The sequence below is a fragment of the Flavobacterium circumlabens genome, assembly GCF_004345565.1.
GTDB lineage: Bacteria > Bacteroidota > Bacteroidia > Flavobacteriales > Flavobacteriaceae > Flavobacterium > Flavobacterium circumlabens.
Map to the genome: position 1 here is coordinate 356,752 of NZ_SLWA01000001.1, position 14,459 is coordinate 371,210.

Below are 14,459 nucleotides of genomic sequence, written 5' to 3' on the forward strand. Positions count from 1 at the left end.
TTCAAATGAAAAATCAAAGTGTAAAAAATAATATTGACTGGATAAGTGTTATTATCTACGCTGCACTTGTTGTATTGGGGTGGCTGAACATCTATTCTTCCTCATTATTATCTACTGATGGTACTTATGAAAAGCAATTGATTTTTATTGCCTGTACAATTCCTTTAATTTTTATTGTTCTTTTTGTAGATGGTAAATTTTATGAAAAATACGCCAGTATTATTTTTGGGGTATCCTTACTGTCATTGGCAGGTTTGTTTCTTTTTGGAAAAACAATTGCCGGACAAAGATGCTGGTATGCTATTGGAAGTTTTACGATACAGCCTTCGGAGTTTGCAAAAGCTGCAACTTCACTGGCACTGGCAAAATACCTGAGTGACAGTCAGATTAACCTAAAAGAGACCAACAGACAAATTCAGGCTTTAGCCATTGTCTTTTTACCGGTTCTTCTGATCTTACCACAACCCGACCCGGGTAGTGCTTTGATTTATAGTATTTTCATCGTGGTTTTGTTTAGGGAAGGATTACCGGCATGGTATGTATGGACGGGATTTTTAGCTATATTACTCTTTGTTTTAACACTTGTTCTGGAACCTTATGTCGTAATTTTAATCTCTCTGGCAGTATTAACCATTATCTATTTTAAGGGAAGGGTCGTTGATCGAAACCTTCTTTTAAGTACGATCTTACTGGCCATCATTTCAGGCTTTGTTCTTTCTGTTGATTATGTATTTGACAATGTTTTCAAACAACACCATAGAGACCGTTTCAATATCCTTTTAGGAAAAAGTGTCGATATGAAAGGTATCGGATACAACACAAATCAATCTGAAATTGCAATTGGATCCGGTGGATGGATGGGAAAAGGTTTCCTGGAAGGAACTCAGACCAAAGGTGGTTTTGTACCCGAACAGCATACGGATTATATCTTTACGACTGTTGGTGAAGAATGGGGTTTTCTCGGATCATTAGTGGTTATTTCCCTTTTTGTCGGATTGTTATTAAGAGTCATCTATTTGGCCGAAAGACAAAAGACAAAATTCAGCCGGGTATATGGTTATTGTGTGGCCGGAATTTTATTCACGCACTTTTTTGTAAACATTGCTATGGTTGCAGGGATTTTCCCAACGATTGGAGTGCCATTGCCTTTCTTTTCATACGGTGGTTCCGGACTCTGGGGATTTACTATTTTACTGTTTATTTTCTTAAAAATGGATGCTAATAAGGTTAATGAATGGTAATTAAAAAGTCCAATAGTTTAAAATTCCAAAATCCAATTCCGAAGAAATAACAAAAGAATTAATTAAGTTCTTAAACTAAAAAAACAGCTCGTTCGTTATCCTGTAACAAACAAACTACCTTAAAAAACTCATTTTAAATTTAATAAGTCATTCTAAAACATAAAAAAAGTCCGAAGTTTTAAGCTTCGGACTTTTTTATGTATGTTATGTTACTATACTTATATTTTTTCGCTTGGTCTTTTCTTTAAGAATTTAAGTAAAACCGGGAATGTAGAGATGATTACAATGATAATAATAATGTACTCGATATGTTCTTTTAAATCTATACCTTGTTCTAGAAAAACGCCATATAAGTAGTGTCCTGAAAAGATCAATAAGAATGACCAAAGAAATGAACTCAGGATATTATAAAACATAAATTTCTTTTTATCCATAGAAACTATTCCGGCTATAATTGGAGCAAAAGTTCTTAAGATTGGAAGAAAGCGGGCATAGATAATTGCTTTACCTCCATACTTCTCAAAGAAATCTTTTGATTGTAATAAGTATTTCTTTTTGAACCAGAATGAATCTTCTTTTTTAAACAAGTAATATCCGCTTTTGGCTCCAAACCAATATCCTGTCATATTACCCAAAACTCCCATCACCGCAACCAAAGTTGAAAGCAAAAATACGTTGATAAAATCGCTTGGAATATGCACTACATTCTGAATCAAATCACGACTATAAATACCCGCTAAAAAAAGCAAACTATCTCCAGGCAGAAAAAAACCTGCAAAAAGTCCTGTCTCAGCGAATACGATAAACAAAACAATATATAACCCAATCTGAAATCCTCCGACACTTAACGTAATATAAAATTCAGGGTTAATTAATTGAGTCCAGTCGAAATTATTCATAAATGCGTTTGGTTATATTTATAAGTTCGTGAAAGTAACAATAATTTACTTCAACCACAATAAAATGCGGTATTTTAAAGATAAATTAACGATTCAAAAAAGCCCGGGTTCAAACCCGGGCTCTAAAAATTATTCTCTTTGATACTTGCAGCAAGTGTGCAAATTATCATAATCTGCCTGAGTTGCTTTTATGTCTTTGGTATCATGTCCAACCTTTGCGATTGCTTTATTTAAATCTTCCGGAGAAGACTTTTCTTCATTCAGAATTACGGTAAGCTGGTGCGAACTCATATCCCAGTTAGCCGTCTTTACGCCCGGCACACCAAAAGCAGCTTTTTCGATACGTTTCTTACATTGCTCGCAATTACCATTTACTTCTGTAGCGTATTTTAGATTCTTGTTCTTTTTAGTCTGCGCCTGGGCTGAAAATCCTAAAAAAGTTACCAGTACAATTAAAATTAAGTTTTTCATTTTAGTAGTATTTATTGTTATTGATTTTTGATATTGATTTTTGCTTTTTATTTTATTTTAAATCGCAATCCTGCGTAATACATTTGACCAAAAATGGGTGCGTAAGCTATAGAAGCATCAAAATTAGGCCCAAAAGGATCGCTGGCTCCTAAAATTGCTTTTTCCTGCTTGTAATTCCCAATGTTTTCCCCGCCAATATAAACTTCAAATACCAGAGAAAAAACTCTGGTAACCTGTGCATTCATAACAGCGTAAGAAGGCGAAAAATCAGGAAACTGATCTGCTGCAGGATTTGATGCTGTATAGGGCAATTGCTGTTTTCCCGACCAATTAAAGGTGTAATCAAACTTCCATTGTTTGTCGTTATTCATATTGGTTTCATATTCCAGATTTCCTAAAAAACGGTGTTTTGCCTGCAAAGGCCGTTGGAAAGTTCCTCTTAGATAATCGGTCTGAATGTCATAATATTTATAAGCGGTTCTCAAATTCAGATTATGAACCAATTCATAATTGAACTCCACCTGCAGACTATTTGCAAATGAACTTCCTTTAAGGTTATAGAACAAAGCTTCCTGAGGACTTTGCATCAAATCAACAACGGCCTGGTTTTGAAAATCCGTACGATACAAATCAAATCCCGTTTCTGCATTTTTACCAAACAATTTAAACTTCTGGGAAAAACTTAAACCGTAATTCCAGGCTATCTCCGGATTTAATCCGTAAATTTTTCCGTTCGTATCTAAAATTGAAAAAGTTCTTGAACTGGCAAAAAGCTGCTGGTTTTCGGCAAAGATATTAGCGGAACGCTTTCCTCTTCCTGCTGAAAAACGAAGCACGCCATCTTTCCACGGATTGTATCTCAGATGCAGACGCGGTGTTACAAAAAAGCCTAATCTGTTATGATTATCGACTCTTCCGCCTAAAATCAAACTGAAGTTATCGGTGTTATCATAGGTGTATTCAAAAAATGCCCCAACCGAATTATCGATTCTGCTGTAATCATTCACATTTACAAACTCCTGATACTGGTCGTACGAAAAATTCAGACCTGTTGTGAATTTATGCATCGTATTGTTGATAATGGAATTGAAAATCAAATTCGAATAATAACTGTTTTGCCTGATGTTGTATTGGTTTAAACCAAAGTACGATTCCTGATTGTGGCTGTTGAAAGCATTTTGAAAACCAATACTCTGATACGGCATATCCTTAAAAACATATCCAATTTTTGTGGAAACTTCAAAACGCTCCGTGTTGATTTCGGAACCCCAGTAATTAGTTGTTCCTCTGTCCCTGTCTTTATCAAAATTTACTTCACCGGTTTGCTTTTTATCATTCATATACCTGAAATTGATAAAACTTACCAGACCGCTTTCCGGGTTATAATATTGATAACGATTCAGTATATTGATTTGTTTCCCTAACGGATTATCCAGAAAACCGTCGTTATTCATGTCGTTCTTTGCAACACGGGTATTTCCGTGCAGAAACAGGCTGGTTGCCCATTTATCGGATAATTTTTTATTGAAATGTGTATTCAGTTCAAAACGGGAATCCGTAGACCCGTAAGCGTTTAGAAAAAACGGAATGTCACTTAGCGGTTTTAAAAGCTCTGTATTAATTTGTCCTGAAATACTTTCATAACCATTGATAACACTTCCGGCGCCTTTGGTAATCTGCACACTTTCGATCCAGGTTCCCGGGGTAAACGATAAGCCGTAGGCCTGGGAAGCTCCGCGGACTGACGGAATATTCTCTTCTGTAATCATTAAGTACGGACTCGTTAAGCCCAGCATTTTTATTTGTTTGGTTCCCGTTAAAGCATCAGAAAAATTAACATCTATAGACGGATTGGTCTCGAAACTTTCGGCAAGGTTACAGCAAGCGGCTTTTAGCAATTCTTTGCTTGTAATAAGTGTTGTGTTGGCGGTAACAGTATAGGATTTTTTGATTCCTTTTTGCTTTTTTGTAATTTTTACTTCTTCCAGATCTTCTTGCGAAAACACAGAAACGGAAAGCAAAACCATCACAAAAAGCATGATGTTTTTTTGCATAAAAATGATTTTAATTATTTAGAAAATTCTGTTTTTGAAGTTTTCGGGAAACACAAAACAGTACAATACAAGCCTAGAAAAGGCTTGATCTTAAACATTAAAATCAGGCGTAAAAAATATATTGACTGTATAATTTAAATAAGGGGGGTGCATTCGCATCTGAATAGTACGAAATGATCTGATTGCTTTTAAAATTTGGAATGGCCAGAAAAGCAATTGGCTGGAATTCCTGAAGTACAGCCGGAAAAGCAAGCTGAAAAAAGAATAACTTAAAAGTGGCATTATCCGATTTTTTTTCGAAATGAACTACTTTATCTTTACAACAGGATGATTTTTTCTCAGACGATCCGCAACATTTCTTTTCAGGAGAAACCGAAGCTGTGGTATTTAAAGAAACGGAAGCAATTTTTCCTCCACAATAATGCACATCAAAAGCAAACCCAATGTTGGAAACCAACAAAAGGAACGCTAAAAATAATCCGGTGCACTTCTTTAAATTCATAATTGCAAAAATATTCAAAAGACCCTGAAAAAAATATAATAAAATGTTATTTTTTGAAACCCTGCATCTGATAATAAAAGGCAGGAATAAACAGCAATACAAAAATGGGCTGAATGATAAATCTTCTAACGTAAAAAAGCAACCAGCTCCCATCGGCAAAATATTCCAAAATCACAAAAAACACCCCGAAAAGAACCACCAGAAAACAACCGTACAAAAAGGTACTAAATTTAAGAATTACTAAATCCTGAAACAGTACATAAATAAGCAGGAGAGATAAAACCGTGTTTAGAAAATACCGCAGTAAAAGTCCCCAAAAAAGTTTAAAAACATCAACTTTGGGGAAAGGCAATCCTTTAAAATCAGAATCAAAATAAACCAAAAAAGGGTCGTAAAACAAGGTCTTTTCAAAAGCTCTTATTATACCAAAACCGACCACGATAAAAACCGCAAGTATGATTTTACCTTTATGATCTTTTATTTTATTTAGCATATTTTGAAAATTTGTTGACCCAAAAAACCCATAAACCAAAAACCAATCCGTAGATTATTAACGGAAAAAGGACTCCATGGAGAATATGTTCTTTCTCCCGAAAATGAAATAACAACACTGTCAATAATCCAATTCGGATAACATTCATAACATAAATCAGAAAAACACCAAACAGAATAAAAAGCAAAGTCGTCTTAAACTTTCCGGAAAATGCTATTACAAAGGAAACAAACAGAATCATAACGCTTACAGCATTACATCCTTCTACAATTATAATGGTAAACTTATTATTGTACCGAACTTCTAAGTAAGGACCTGAAAGACTTTTGGCAATTTTAGTGTTTTCATTAAACAACTGCATCAGCTGATCTACATTATGACCAATCATTGTGGTTATTCCGTCAATATCATTTGCATGAAAACTGTTTAAGTAAAGTTTATAAATAACCGTCAATCCGATATAAGCAGCGAAAAAAGTGCCTATAAAAATCAGAAAGGGTTTAAATTGAAGTAAATATTTTTTCAAGTGAAATTTTTAACAAATTTATGTATTTTTTAAATTCAGTATTAAATACTTTTGCATAAAATTTTGCATTATGACATTTCAGGAATTACAACCAAAGATAAGCGCTATTATAGCTGATACCAATACGGTTAGAGACGAAAAATTATTATCTGTCTGCCAATTATTAAACGAAAACGTTGAATATTACAATTGGGTTGGATTTTATTTTGCGAATCACGAAAACAAAACGCTGCATTTAGGTCCTTATGTAGGAGCAGAAACCGATCACACCGTGATTCCTTTTGGGAAAGGAATATGTGGTCAGGTTGCAGAAAGCAATGCCAATTTTGTGGTGCCGGATGTTGCTGCACAAGACAATTATATTGCCTGCAGTTTTACCGTGAAGTCTGAAATCGTTGTTCCTTTATTTGTTAACGGACAAAACATAGGTCAGATTGATATTGACAGTCACGTTATTGATCCGTTTACAGAAGCTGACGAAAGATTTTTAGAATTTGTAAATCAGGAAGTTGCTACTTTATTTTAGAAATTACAGGTCTCAAGAATTACCAGAATGGTATTTTTTAACCTAATTTATTGAAACTTTAAATTTTTCAGTCTATAAATTTATTTTTTCGGAAAAAAAATGTAATTTTGCACCCGTCTTACAAAAGATGTATGACATACATAAAAATCATTAAATAATATTGGAATGTATTTAACTAAAGAAAAAAAAGAAGAGATTTTTGCACAACACGGTGAAGCAACAAACACTGGAAAAGCAGAAGCTCAAATTGCATTGTTCACTTACAGAATTTCACACTTAACTGAGCACTTGAAAAAAAATCGTCACGATTACAACACTGAGCGTTCTCTTGTACTACTAGTAGGTAAAAGAAGATCTTTGTTGGATTACTTGAAAAAGAAAGAGATCAACAGATATCGTGAGATTATCAAAGTATTGAATATCAGAAAATAATCAATATAGAAAAGAGGTGCGAAAGTGCCTCTTTTTGTTTTTTACAGAATATATTTATTACAAGCATTTTATTAGAAAAAAGTTTGGTTTTTCATTGGGTTTTAGAAACAACAACTACACACAACAACTACAACACAACTAAAACCCATTGTATAACCAATAAGGAAAAAATTTATGATTCCACAATTATTTGTAGAAAAAATCGATTTAGGTGATGGCAGAAACATCACAATCGAGACAGGACGTTTAGCAAAACAAGCTGATGGTTCTGTAGTAGTAAGAATTGGTAAAACTGTTATTTTAGGAACAGTTGTATCATCAAGAAAAGCAAGTCCTGGTATTGACTTTTTACCATTAACGGTAGATTACCGTGAAAAATTTGCAGCAGCAGGTCGTTTCCCTGGTGGTTTCTTCAAAAGAGAAGCTCGTCCTAGTGATAGCGAAGTATTAACAATGAGATTAGTTGACCGTGTTTTACGTCCGCTTTTCCCAAGTGATTATCACGCAGAAGTTCAGGTTATGATTCAGCTTATGTCTCATGACGATGAAGTTATGCCTGATGCATTAGCAGGATTAGCCGCTTCGGCAGCACTTGCTTTGTCTGACATTCCTTTTGAAACTTTAATTTCTGAAGCCAGAGTTGGAAGAATTGACGGTAAATTTATCATCAATCCATCCCGTGCACAATTAGAATTATCTGATATTGATATGATGATTGGAGCTTCAACTGATTCTATCGCAATGGTAGAAGGAGAAATGAAAGAAATCTCAGAAGCTGAAATGTTAGAAGCAATTAAATTTGCTCACGAACATATTAAAGTACAAATTGCAGCTCAGGAAAGACTGGCAACTGCGTTTGGAAAAAAAGAAGTTCGTACTTATGAAACTGAAAAAACAGACGATGCTATTTACGCAAAAGTAAAAGCAGCGGCTTACGATAAAATTTACGCTATTGCAAGTAAAGGTTCAGCTAAACACGAACGTTCTGCTGCATTTGATGCCGTAAAAGAAGAAGTGAAAGCCTTATTTACTGAAGAAGAATTGGCAGAAAATGGAGATTTAGTTTCTAAATATTTCTACAAAACCAATAAAGAAGCGGTTCGTAATGTAACTTTAGATTTAGGAACCCGTCTTGACGGAAGAAAAACTACAGAAATCAGACCAATCTGGTGTGAAGTAGATTACTTACCATCTGTTCACGGTTCTGCATTATTTACACGTGGAGAAACTCAGGCTTTGGCAACAGCAACTTTAGGAACATCCAGAGAAGCAAACCAAATTGATTCCCCATCTGAACAAGGAGAAGAAAAATTCTATCTACACTATAACTTTCCACCATTTTCTACAGGAGAAGCTCGTCCGTTAAGAGGAACTTCAAGAAGAGAAGTTGGACACGGAAACCTGGCACAAAGAGCATTGAAAAACATGATCCCTGCTGAAAATCCGTATACTATCAGAGTTGTTTCTGAAGTATTGGAATCAAATGGTTCCTCTTCTATGGCTACCGTTTGTGCGGGAACATTAGCTTTAATGGATGCCGGTATTCAAATGATTCGTCCGGTTTCAGGAATTGCAATGGGATTGATTACTGATGGTGATCGTTTTGCTGTTTTATCTGATATTTTAGGTGATGAAGATCATTTAGGAGATATGGATTTCAAAGTAACCGGAACTTCTGAAGGTATTACAGCTTGTCAGATGGACATCAAAATTGACGGATTGAAATACGAAATCATGGAGCAGGCTTTGGCTCAGGCTCGTGACGGACGTTTACATATTTTAGGAAAATTACTTGAAACTCTTGCAAAACCAAATGCAGATGTTAAAGCGCATTCTCCAAAAATCATCACCAGAACTATTCCTGGAAACTTTATTGGAGCATTAATCGGACCTGGTGGAAAAGTAATTCAGGAATTACAAAAAGCCACGGGAACAACTATCGTGATCAACGAAGTAAACGAAGAAGGTGTTATCGAAATCTTAGGTACAGATCCTGCCGGAATTGAAGCTGTATTGGCTAAAATTCAATCTATTACTTTCAAACCGCAAATGGGCGAAGCTTATGAGGTTAAAGTAATTAAAATGCTTGATTTTGGAGCCGTAGTAGAATATACTGCTGCGCCAGGAAATGAGGTATTGCTTCACGTATCTGAGCTAGCCTGGGAACGTACTGAAAATGTTACCGATGTTGTAAACATGGGAGATGTTTTTGAAGTGAAATACTTAGGTCTTGATCCTAAAACCAGAAAAGAAAAAGTGTCCAGAAAAGCACTTTTACAAAGACCTCCGCGTGAGGACAAAAAAGAGTAATCAGATCTTAGTTTACTAAAGGTTTATTCATAGAAAACCCCAATTCATTTATTTGAATTGGGGTTTTTCGTTTTAAATATTAGTGTTTTTATTACATTTTAACAGATTTTCGTGTAGCGTGTAACATTTTTTTAATACTTTTGAAATCATCAAAACAAATCATCAAAACCACACAATATTTTGAAAAATTATCAAAATAAATCTATTTTCCTTATTTTATTTGGCTTATTCTTAAACATCTACACCATACACAGCCAGACAAGCAATACTGCTTCTTTATACAACTGGTTTGACAAAACTGTTGGCAAACAAAACTTAGAACTGTATAATGGCCCCCGCCATGTTAATCTATACAGGACTCTCGATAAAAGTCATAGTTATTATTTCTCTAATAACTACAGCACCGGAGATCTTAAATACCAAGGTCAGAATTACTATAATCTGGATCTTAAATATGACATCAATAATGACATCATAGTATTGAAGGCTAATGGTGAATACGATTATTTGGGTATCAATCTGATTAAAGAGGAAACAGCCTGGTTTACTCTTAACAACAAAAAATTTATTAATATAAATTTTAATAACCCAGCAAGCCCGGCTTACATGAATGGTTATTATCAGGAAATTATTTTCTCCAAAAACAATACACTTTATATCAAACACCATAAAAACAGGACAAAAGTTATTGATACCAGAGCAATTTCTGACGGAACCAATCAGAGTAGTTCTGATGAATTTAAAGAAAAAAATGAATATGTCTTAAAGTACAAAGATGCCTACTATAAAATAAGTTCAAGAAGTGACATTATTGAAATTTTTCCTCAGTATAAAAGCGAAATAAAAAAATACTACAACTCTAACATTCAATTAGAAGAATCCGATAAGAAAGTTTTTATTGAAAATTTAATCAAAGAAATCAACAGTCTTATCCCTAATGAAGTCAATTAAAAAAATGAGAAAAATTATATTAGCCCTATTTTTATTAGCTTTTACATTATCGTTTAGTCAGGAAAAAAAGAACAATATATCCATTGAATTTAAAAATGCTGACTTAAAAACAGCAATAGAAAGTCTTGAAAAAGTGGCGGGCTACCGATTTTATTTTGATGAAAACTGGATCAAATCTGAAGCTGTTGTCATAAACGGAACTTACACCGATGCTTCACTGGAAGAAGTACTTAGCACTATTTTCGAAAAAACGACCCTGAATTATTTCATTACCGATAAAAAAATAATACTGACAAAAAATAGTATAATCCACAGTTCCTTACCTAGTAATTATTTTGAACCTGTACCTGCAAAAACCGTTATTGCAGAAAACAAAAGCACAACAAAACCCTTATTTCACCAACAACTCGATACAAAAAAACAAAATACTACCAATAATGGCATAACCTACATTGGTAAAGAGAAAAAGGGAGAAGAATTAAAATCATACTCCTTATCCGGCATCATAAAGAATGAAAAACTAAAAAAACTCTTTCTAATGTGACTATTAAAGTGCGTGATAAAAATATCAGCACAACCACTAACGAACAGGGATATTACAAAATTGAAGTTCCGTATGGTCTCAATTATCTGGAGATAGAATCTATTAACCATAAGAAAGACACACAACCAATTATGGTCTATGACGATGGCAAACTGGATGTCACTCTTTATGAAAGCATCAATGAGCTGGACGAAGTAGTGATCAATAAGAACGCGAATCGAAATGTAAAAACTGCCGTAGCCGGGGTTTCCAGTATAGATGTCGAAGGAATAAAAAATATTCCGCTGGTTCTTGGGGAACGTGATATTTTTAGAGTTGCCACTACTTTACCCGGAATAAAAACTACAGGGGAAGGTTCTGCAGGATTTAATGTGCGTGGAGGAAAAGATGACCAGAATCTAATCCTTTTAGACAATGCCGTTTTATACAATACCTCACATTTCCTGGGTTTTTTCTCTGCTGTTAATCCCTACACCACCAGCAAAGTAGACATTTACAAAGGGAGTATCCCGGCAAGATTTGGAGGAAGATTATCTTCTGTCTTTGACATTACCACAAAAAATGGCAATCCTGAAAAATTCTCCGGTGAAGGAGGAATCGGATCTGTAACAAGTAATCTTTCGATAAGTACACCAATAGTAAAAAACAAATCAAGTTTATTAGTCGGTATCAGAGGAACCTATTCTGAATGGATTTTAAAACGATTGAAAGACGAATCTTTAAAAAACAGTGAAGCCTCATTTTTTGATGGAATCCTAAAATACAATCACAAAATAAACACCAATAACAATATTGAGACAACCTTATATTACAGTAAAGATCGTTTTAGTATTTCTTCGGATTCTGTCTATAAATACAGTAACGCACTGGTTTCATTAAAATGGAATCATTCCTTCAATGCTAAAAGCAAAGCAGATCTTATATTTACCAATAGTGAATATAAATTCAACATTGACTATGACAACGGAGGAATAAATTCGTTTGATTATGGCTATAAACTAAATGAAACGCAGGTTATACTAAATGGGAATTATACCTTAAATAAAAAGCACGCTTTTAATTACGGTGTCTCCAGTAAACTTTATAATGTTGATCCCGGATATCTGCATCCCAAAAAACCAGAAGATGCTACATTAATTGCAGTAAACATAGACGGCGAGAAGGCATTAGAATCAGCGGTTTATTTTGCAGACAATTATAATATCACCGAAAAACTACTGATCACTTTAGGTTTACGTTATTCTAGTTACTCAGCACTGGGTGAAGCCACCGAAAGAATTTACCAAAGCAACGCTCCTATTAACGACAATACGGTAATAGGTTCTCAATATTACAAGAAAAATGAAGCTATTAAAACCTATGGTGGATTTGAACCCCGAATTGCAGCACGTTATTTATTTACAGACGATTTCTCTGTAAAAGCCAGCTATGACAAAACGTATCAATACATTCACTTATTAACCAGTAACACTACACAATCGCCTACTGATGCCTGGAAGTTATCTGATTTAAATATAGCACCTCAGAAAGCACAGCAATTTTCACTGGGCCTTTATAAAAATTTAGACGATGACAAATATGAACTTAGCCTGGAAGGCTATTATAAAAAATCCGACAATTTATTAGACTATAAAGTTGGTGCAGAATTGTTATTGAATAAAAATCCTGAAACACAACTGCTTCAGGGAGAAGGAAAAGCTTACGGAGTTGAGTTTTTAATCAAAAAAAACACAGGCAAGCTTAATGGCTGGCTAGGTTATACGTATGCACGTACTTTTATTAAGTCAGACAGTCAGTTTACAGAAGAAAAAGTAAACAATGGTCATTATTTTCCAACAAATTTTGACAAACCACATGAAGTGAGTGCTGTATTAAATTATAAATTCACAAAAAGATACAGTCTTTCGAGTAATTTTGTATACCAATCCGGAAGACCCATTACCTATCCTATAGGAAGCTATGTATACAACGGTTTAGAATATACCCTATATAGTGACAGGAATAAATTTAGAATCCCCGATTATTATCGATTAGATGTTGGTTTCAATATCGAAGGAAATCATAAAATTAAAAAGCTGTCACACAGCTTCTGGAATATATCAATCTATAACGTGTTAGGAAGAAACAATCCATATTCTATCTTTTTTGTAACGACAAATGGTGAGATAAAAGCCTATAAAACGTCTATATTTTCGGTGCCTATTCCAACTATAACTTATAATGTCAAATTTTAGTAATCATTAAATGAAATTTACAATTCGACATAGTAGCCTTCTTTATCAAGCAATTGTTTTAGTACTTTTTTGCCTTTCTATGGGCAGCTGTACAGAGCAATATGCTTTTCAAACCAATACCTTTGAGAGCATGCTTGTTGTCCAGGCAAACATTACAAATGAATTAAAAAAACAGGAAATTAAGATTACCAGATCTTATCGTCTTGAGGAAAACGGACCAACTCCTGAAAAAGGAGCTACTGTGTACGTAACCGATAGCGAAAACAATAACTATGAATTTGAATTTGAAGATTTCTCCGGTCTTTACGTTTCAAACAATCCTTTTCAGGCAGTTCCCGGGCGATCCTATCAATTGAATTTCACCACCAAAGAGGGAAAATCATATTCGTCTGCAATGGAAACTTTGACTCCTGTTAGTGAAATTAATGTAGAGCCAAAAATCGAAACAGTCGACGGAGAAAAAGGAGTACAAATAAGGGTCACCAGTAATGACCCAAGTTCAAAATCACAATTCTACAGATTCGAATATGACGAAACCTACAAAGTAGTCGCTCCCGACTGGAAACCGAACAAACTTATTGTAGACCCAAGCAACCCGGGTCCGGAATATACTTTCCTTACTGTTCCAAGAAATAATGGCGAATCAAGAATATGTTATACCACAAAAAAATCAGACGATTTAATGTTAATAAGCAATGTGGGACTTAGCGAAGATCGTATCAATTTACCCATACGCTTCATAAACATCAAGGATCCGATTATTATGCAGCGTTACAGCATTATAGTCCGTCAATATGTTCAGAATTTGGCCTCTTATACTTATTATAAAACACTGAAAAATCTTTCTACTTCTGCAAGTCTCCTTTCGCAAGTACAGCCAGGGTTTAATTATGGTAATTTAAAATCAAATGATGATCCCGATGAGAAGATAATTGGTTTTTTTGAGGTATCATCAATTTCATCAAAAAGAATATTTTTCAATTTCAGGGATATCTTTATAACAGATCAGCATCCTCCATTTTTTTTCAGTTGCGCACCACTGGAATTATCGAATTGCTGGAATGTCGGTTGCGGCGGACCAAAAATATATTCGATAGTTACCGGATTAGGCCGAGAGTTTATTTTTTACGGATCTCAGAATTATATGGAAAATATCATATTTGTTCCATCACCCTGTGGTGATTGTACTCAAATTTCATCTAACATCAGACCTTTATTTTGGATCGATTAAAAAATAATAATATTAACCAACAACATACAGATTAGTTGTTACACA

General features: G+C 34.5%; 14 protein-coding genes. 8 read left to right on the plus strand and 6 right to left on the minus strand.

Features of this window, described 5'->3' with window-relative positions; all coding sequences use genetic code 11:
* The first annotated feature begins 5 nt into the window (after nucleotides 1-5).
* Nucleotides 6-1,241, plus strand: coding sequence for a rod shape-determining protein RodA (rodA, locus tag EV142_RS01480; protein WP_132032029.1), 1,236 nt, complete (start codon nucleotides 6-8; stop codon nucleotides 1,239-1,241).
* A 218-nt stretch (nucleotides 1,242-1,459) separates the two neighbouring features.
* Here rodA and EV142_RS01485 read toward each other — a convergent pair whose 3' ends face one another.
* From EV142_RS01485 to xrtF, 6 genes are all read right to left on the minus strand, one after another.
* Complete coding sequence (locus EV142_RS01485) at nucleotides 1,460-2,140, minus strand: DedA family protein (protein ID WP_132032031.1); 681 nt, start codon at nucleotides 2,138-2,140, stop codon at nucleotides 1,460-1,462.
* A 129-nt stretch (nucleotides 2,141-2,269) separates the two neighbouring features.
* Nucleotides 2,270-2,611, minus strand: a complete 342-nt coding sequence (locus EV142_RS01490) for a heavy-metal-associated domain-containing protein (protein WP_132032033.1) — start codon at nucleotides 2,609-2,611, stop codon at nucleotides 2,270-2,272.
* A 47-nt stretch (nucleotides 2,612-2,658) separates the two neighbouring features.
* On the minus strand, nucleotides 2,659-4,665 hold the full coding sequence (locus tag EV142_RS01495; protein ID WP_132032034.1) for a TonB-dependent receptor plug domain-containing protein: 2,007 nt from the start codon (nucleotides 4,663-4,665) through the stop codon (nucleotides 2,659-2,661).
* A 103-nt stretch (nucleotides 4,666-4,768) separates the two neighbouring features.
* Entirely contained in the window at nucleotides 4,769-5,167 is a 399-nt protein-coding gene (locus EV142_RS01500) for an HYC_CC_PP family protein (RefSeq protein ID WP_132032036.1), read from the minus strand.
* Nucleotides 5,168-5,213: 46 nt separating this feature from the next.
* Nucleotides 5,214-5,660, minus strand: a complete 447-nt coding sequence (locus EV142_RS01505) for an exosortase F system-associated membrane protein (protein ID WP_132032038.1) — start codon at nucleotides 5,658-5,660, stop codon at nucleotides 5,214-5,216.
* A complete protein-coding gene (xrtF, locus tag EV142_RS01510; RefSeq protein ID WP_132032040.1) occupies nucleotides 5,650-6,186 on the minus strand; it encodes an exosortase family protein XrtF in 537 nt (178 codons plus the stop codon). The genes EV142_RS01505 and xrtF overlap by 11 nt, the downstream gene beginning before the upstream one ends.
* Before the next feature lie 70 nt (nucleotides 6,187-6,256).
* Between xrtF and EV142_RS01515 the strand changes: the two genes are divergently transcribed.
* From EV142_RS01515 to EV142_RS01540, 7 genes are all read left to right on the plus strand, one after another.
* Nucleotides 6,257-6,712, plus strand: a complete 456-nt coding sequence (locus EV142_RS01515) for a GAF domain-containing protein (RefSeq protein ID WP_132032042.1) — start codon at nucleotides 6,257-6,259, stop codon at nucleotides 6,710-6,712.
* A gap of 165 nt (nucleotides 6,713-6,877) precedes the next feature.
* Nucleotides 6,878-7,144 (plus strand): 30S ribosomal protein S15, encoded by a 267-nt coding sequence (gene rpsO, locus EV142_RS01520; protein ID WP_041516556.1) that lies wholly within the window; start codon nucleotides 6,878-6,880, stop codon nucleotides 7,142-7,144.
* 174 nt (nucleotides 7,145-7,318) lie between these two features.
* A complete protein-coding gene (locus EV142_RS01525; RefSeq protein ID WP_132032044.1) occupies nucleotides 7,319-9,454 on the plus strand; it encodes a polyribonucleotide nucleotidyltransferase in 2,136 nt (711 codons plus the stop codon).
* 180 nt (nucleotides 9,455-9,634) lie between these two features.
* Complete coding sequence (locus EV142_RS01530; protein WP_132032046.1) at nucleotides 9,635-10,405, plus strand: hypothetical protein; 771 nt, start codon at nucleotides 9,635-9,637, stop codon at nucleotides 10,403-10,405.
* Between the two features lie 4 nt (nucleotides 10,406-10,409).
* Nucleotides 10,410-10,949, plus strand: coding sequence for a hypothetical protein (locus EV142_RS24565; RefSeq protein ID WP_306462521.1), 540 nt, complete (start codon nucleotides 10,410-10,412; stop codon nucleotides 10,947-10,949).
* Nucleotides 10,946-13,183, plus strand: coding sequence for a TonB-dependent receptor (locus EV142_RS01535; RefSeq protein WP_306462522.1), 2,238 nt, complete (start codon nucleotides 10,946-10,948; stop codon nucleotides 13,181-13,183). Before EV142_RS24565 ends, EV142_RS01535 begins: the two co-directional genes overlap by 4 nt.
* A 10-nt stretch (nucleotides 13,184-13,193) precedes the next feature.
* Nucleotides 13,194-14,414, plus strand: coding sequence for a DUF4249 domain-containing protein (locus EV142_RS01540; protein ID WP_132032048.1), 1,221 nt, complete (start codon nucleotides 13,194-13,196; stop codon nucleotides 14,412-14,414).
* Nucleotides 14,415-14,459: the final 45 nt, after the last annotated feature.

What these genes read in the sequence shown, in the direction of transcription:
- EV142_RS01505 (WP_132032038.1), bottom strand. Translation starts at nt 5,660, where the DNA reads ATGCTAAATAAAATAAAAGATCATAAAGGTAAAATCATACTTGCGGTT.
- EV142_RS01525 (WP_132032044.1), top strand. Translation starts at nt 7,319, where the DNA reads ATGATTCCACAATTATTTGTAGAAAAAATCGATTTAGGTGATGGCAGA.
- rodA (WP_132032029.1), top strand. Translation starts at nt 6, where the DNA reads ATGAAAAATCAAAGTGTAAAAAATAATATTGACTGGATAAGTGTTATT.
- EV142_RS01490 (WP_132032033.1), bottom strand. Translation starts at nt 2,611, where the DNA reads ATGAAAAACTTAATTTTAATTGTACTGGTAACTTTTTTAGGATTTTCA.
- EV142_RS24565 (WP_306462521.1), top strand. Translation starts at nt 10,410, where the DNA reads ATGAGAAAAATTATATTAGCCCTATTTTTATTAGCTTTTACATTATCG.
- EV142_RS01495 (WP_132032034.1), bottom strand. Translation starts at nt 4,665, where the DNA reads ATGCAAAAAAACATCATGCTTTTTGTGATGGTTTTGCTTTCCGTTTCT.
- rpsO (WP_041516556.1), top strand. Translation starts at nt 6,878, where the DNA reads ATGTATTTAACTAAAGAAAAAAAAGAAGAGATTTTTGCACAACACGGT.
- EV142_RS01540 (WP_132032048.1), top strand. Translation starts at nt 13,194, where the DNA reads ATGAAATTTACAATTCGACATAGTAGCCTTCTTTATCAAGCAATTGTT.
- EV142_RS01500 (WP_132032036.1), bottom strand. Translation starts at nt 5,167, where the DNA reads ATGAATTTAAAGAAGTGCACCGGATTATTTTTAGCGTTCCTTTTGTTG.
- EV142_RS01515 (WP_132032042.1), top strand. Translation starts at nt 6,257, where the DNA reads ATGACATTTCAGGAATTACAACCAAAGATAAGCGCTATTATAGCTGAT.
- EV142_RS01485 (WP_132032031.1), bottom strand. Translation starts at nt 2,140, where the DNA reads ATGAATAATTTCGACTGGACTCAATTAATTAACCCTGAATTTTATATT.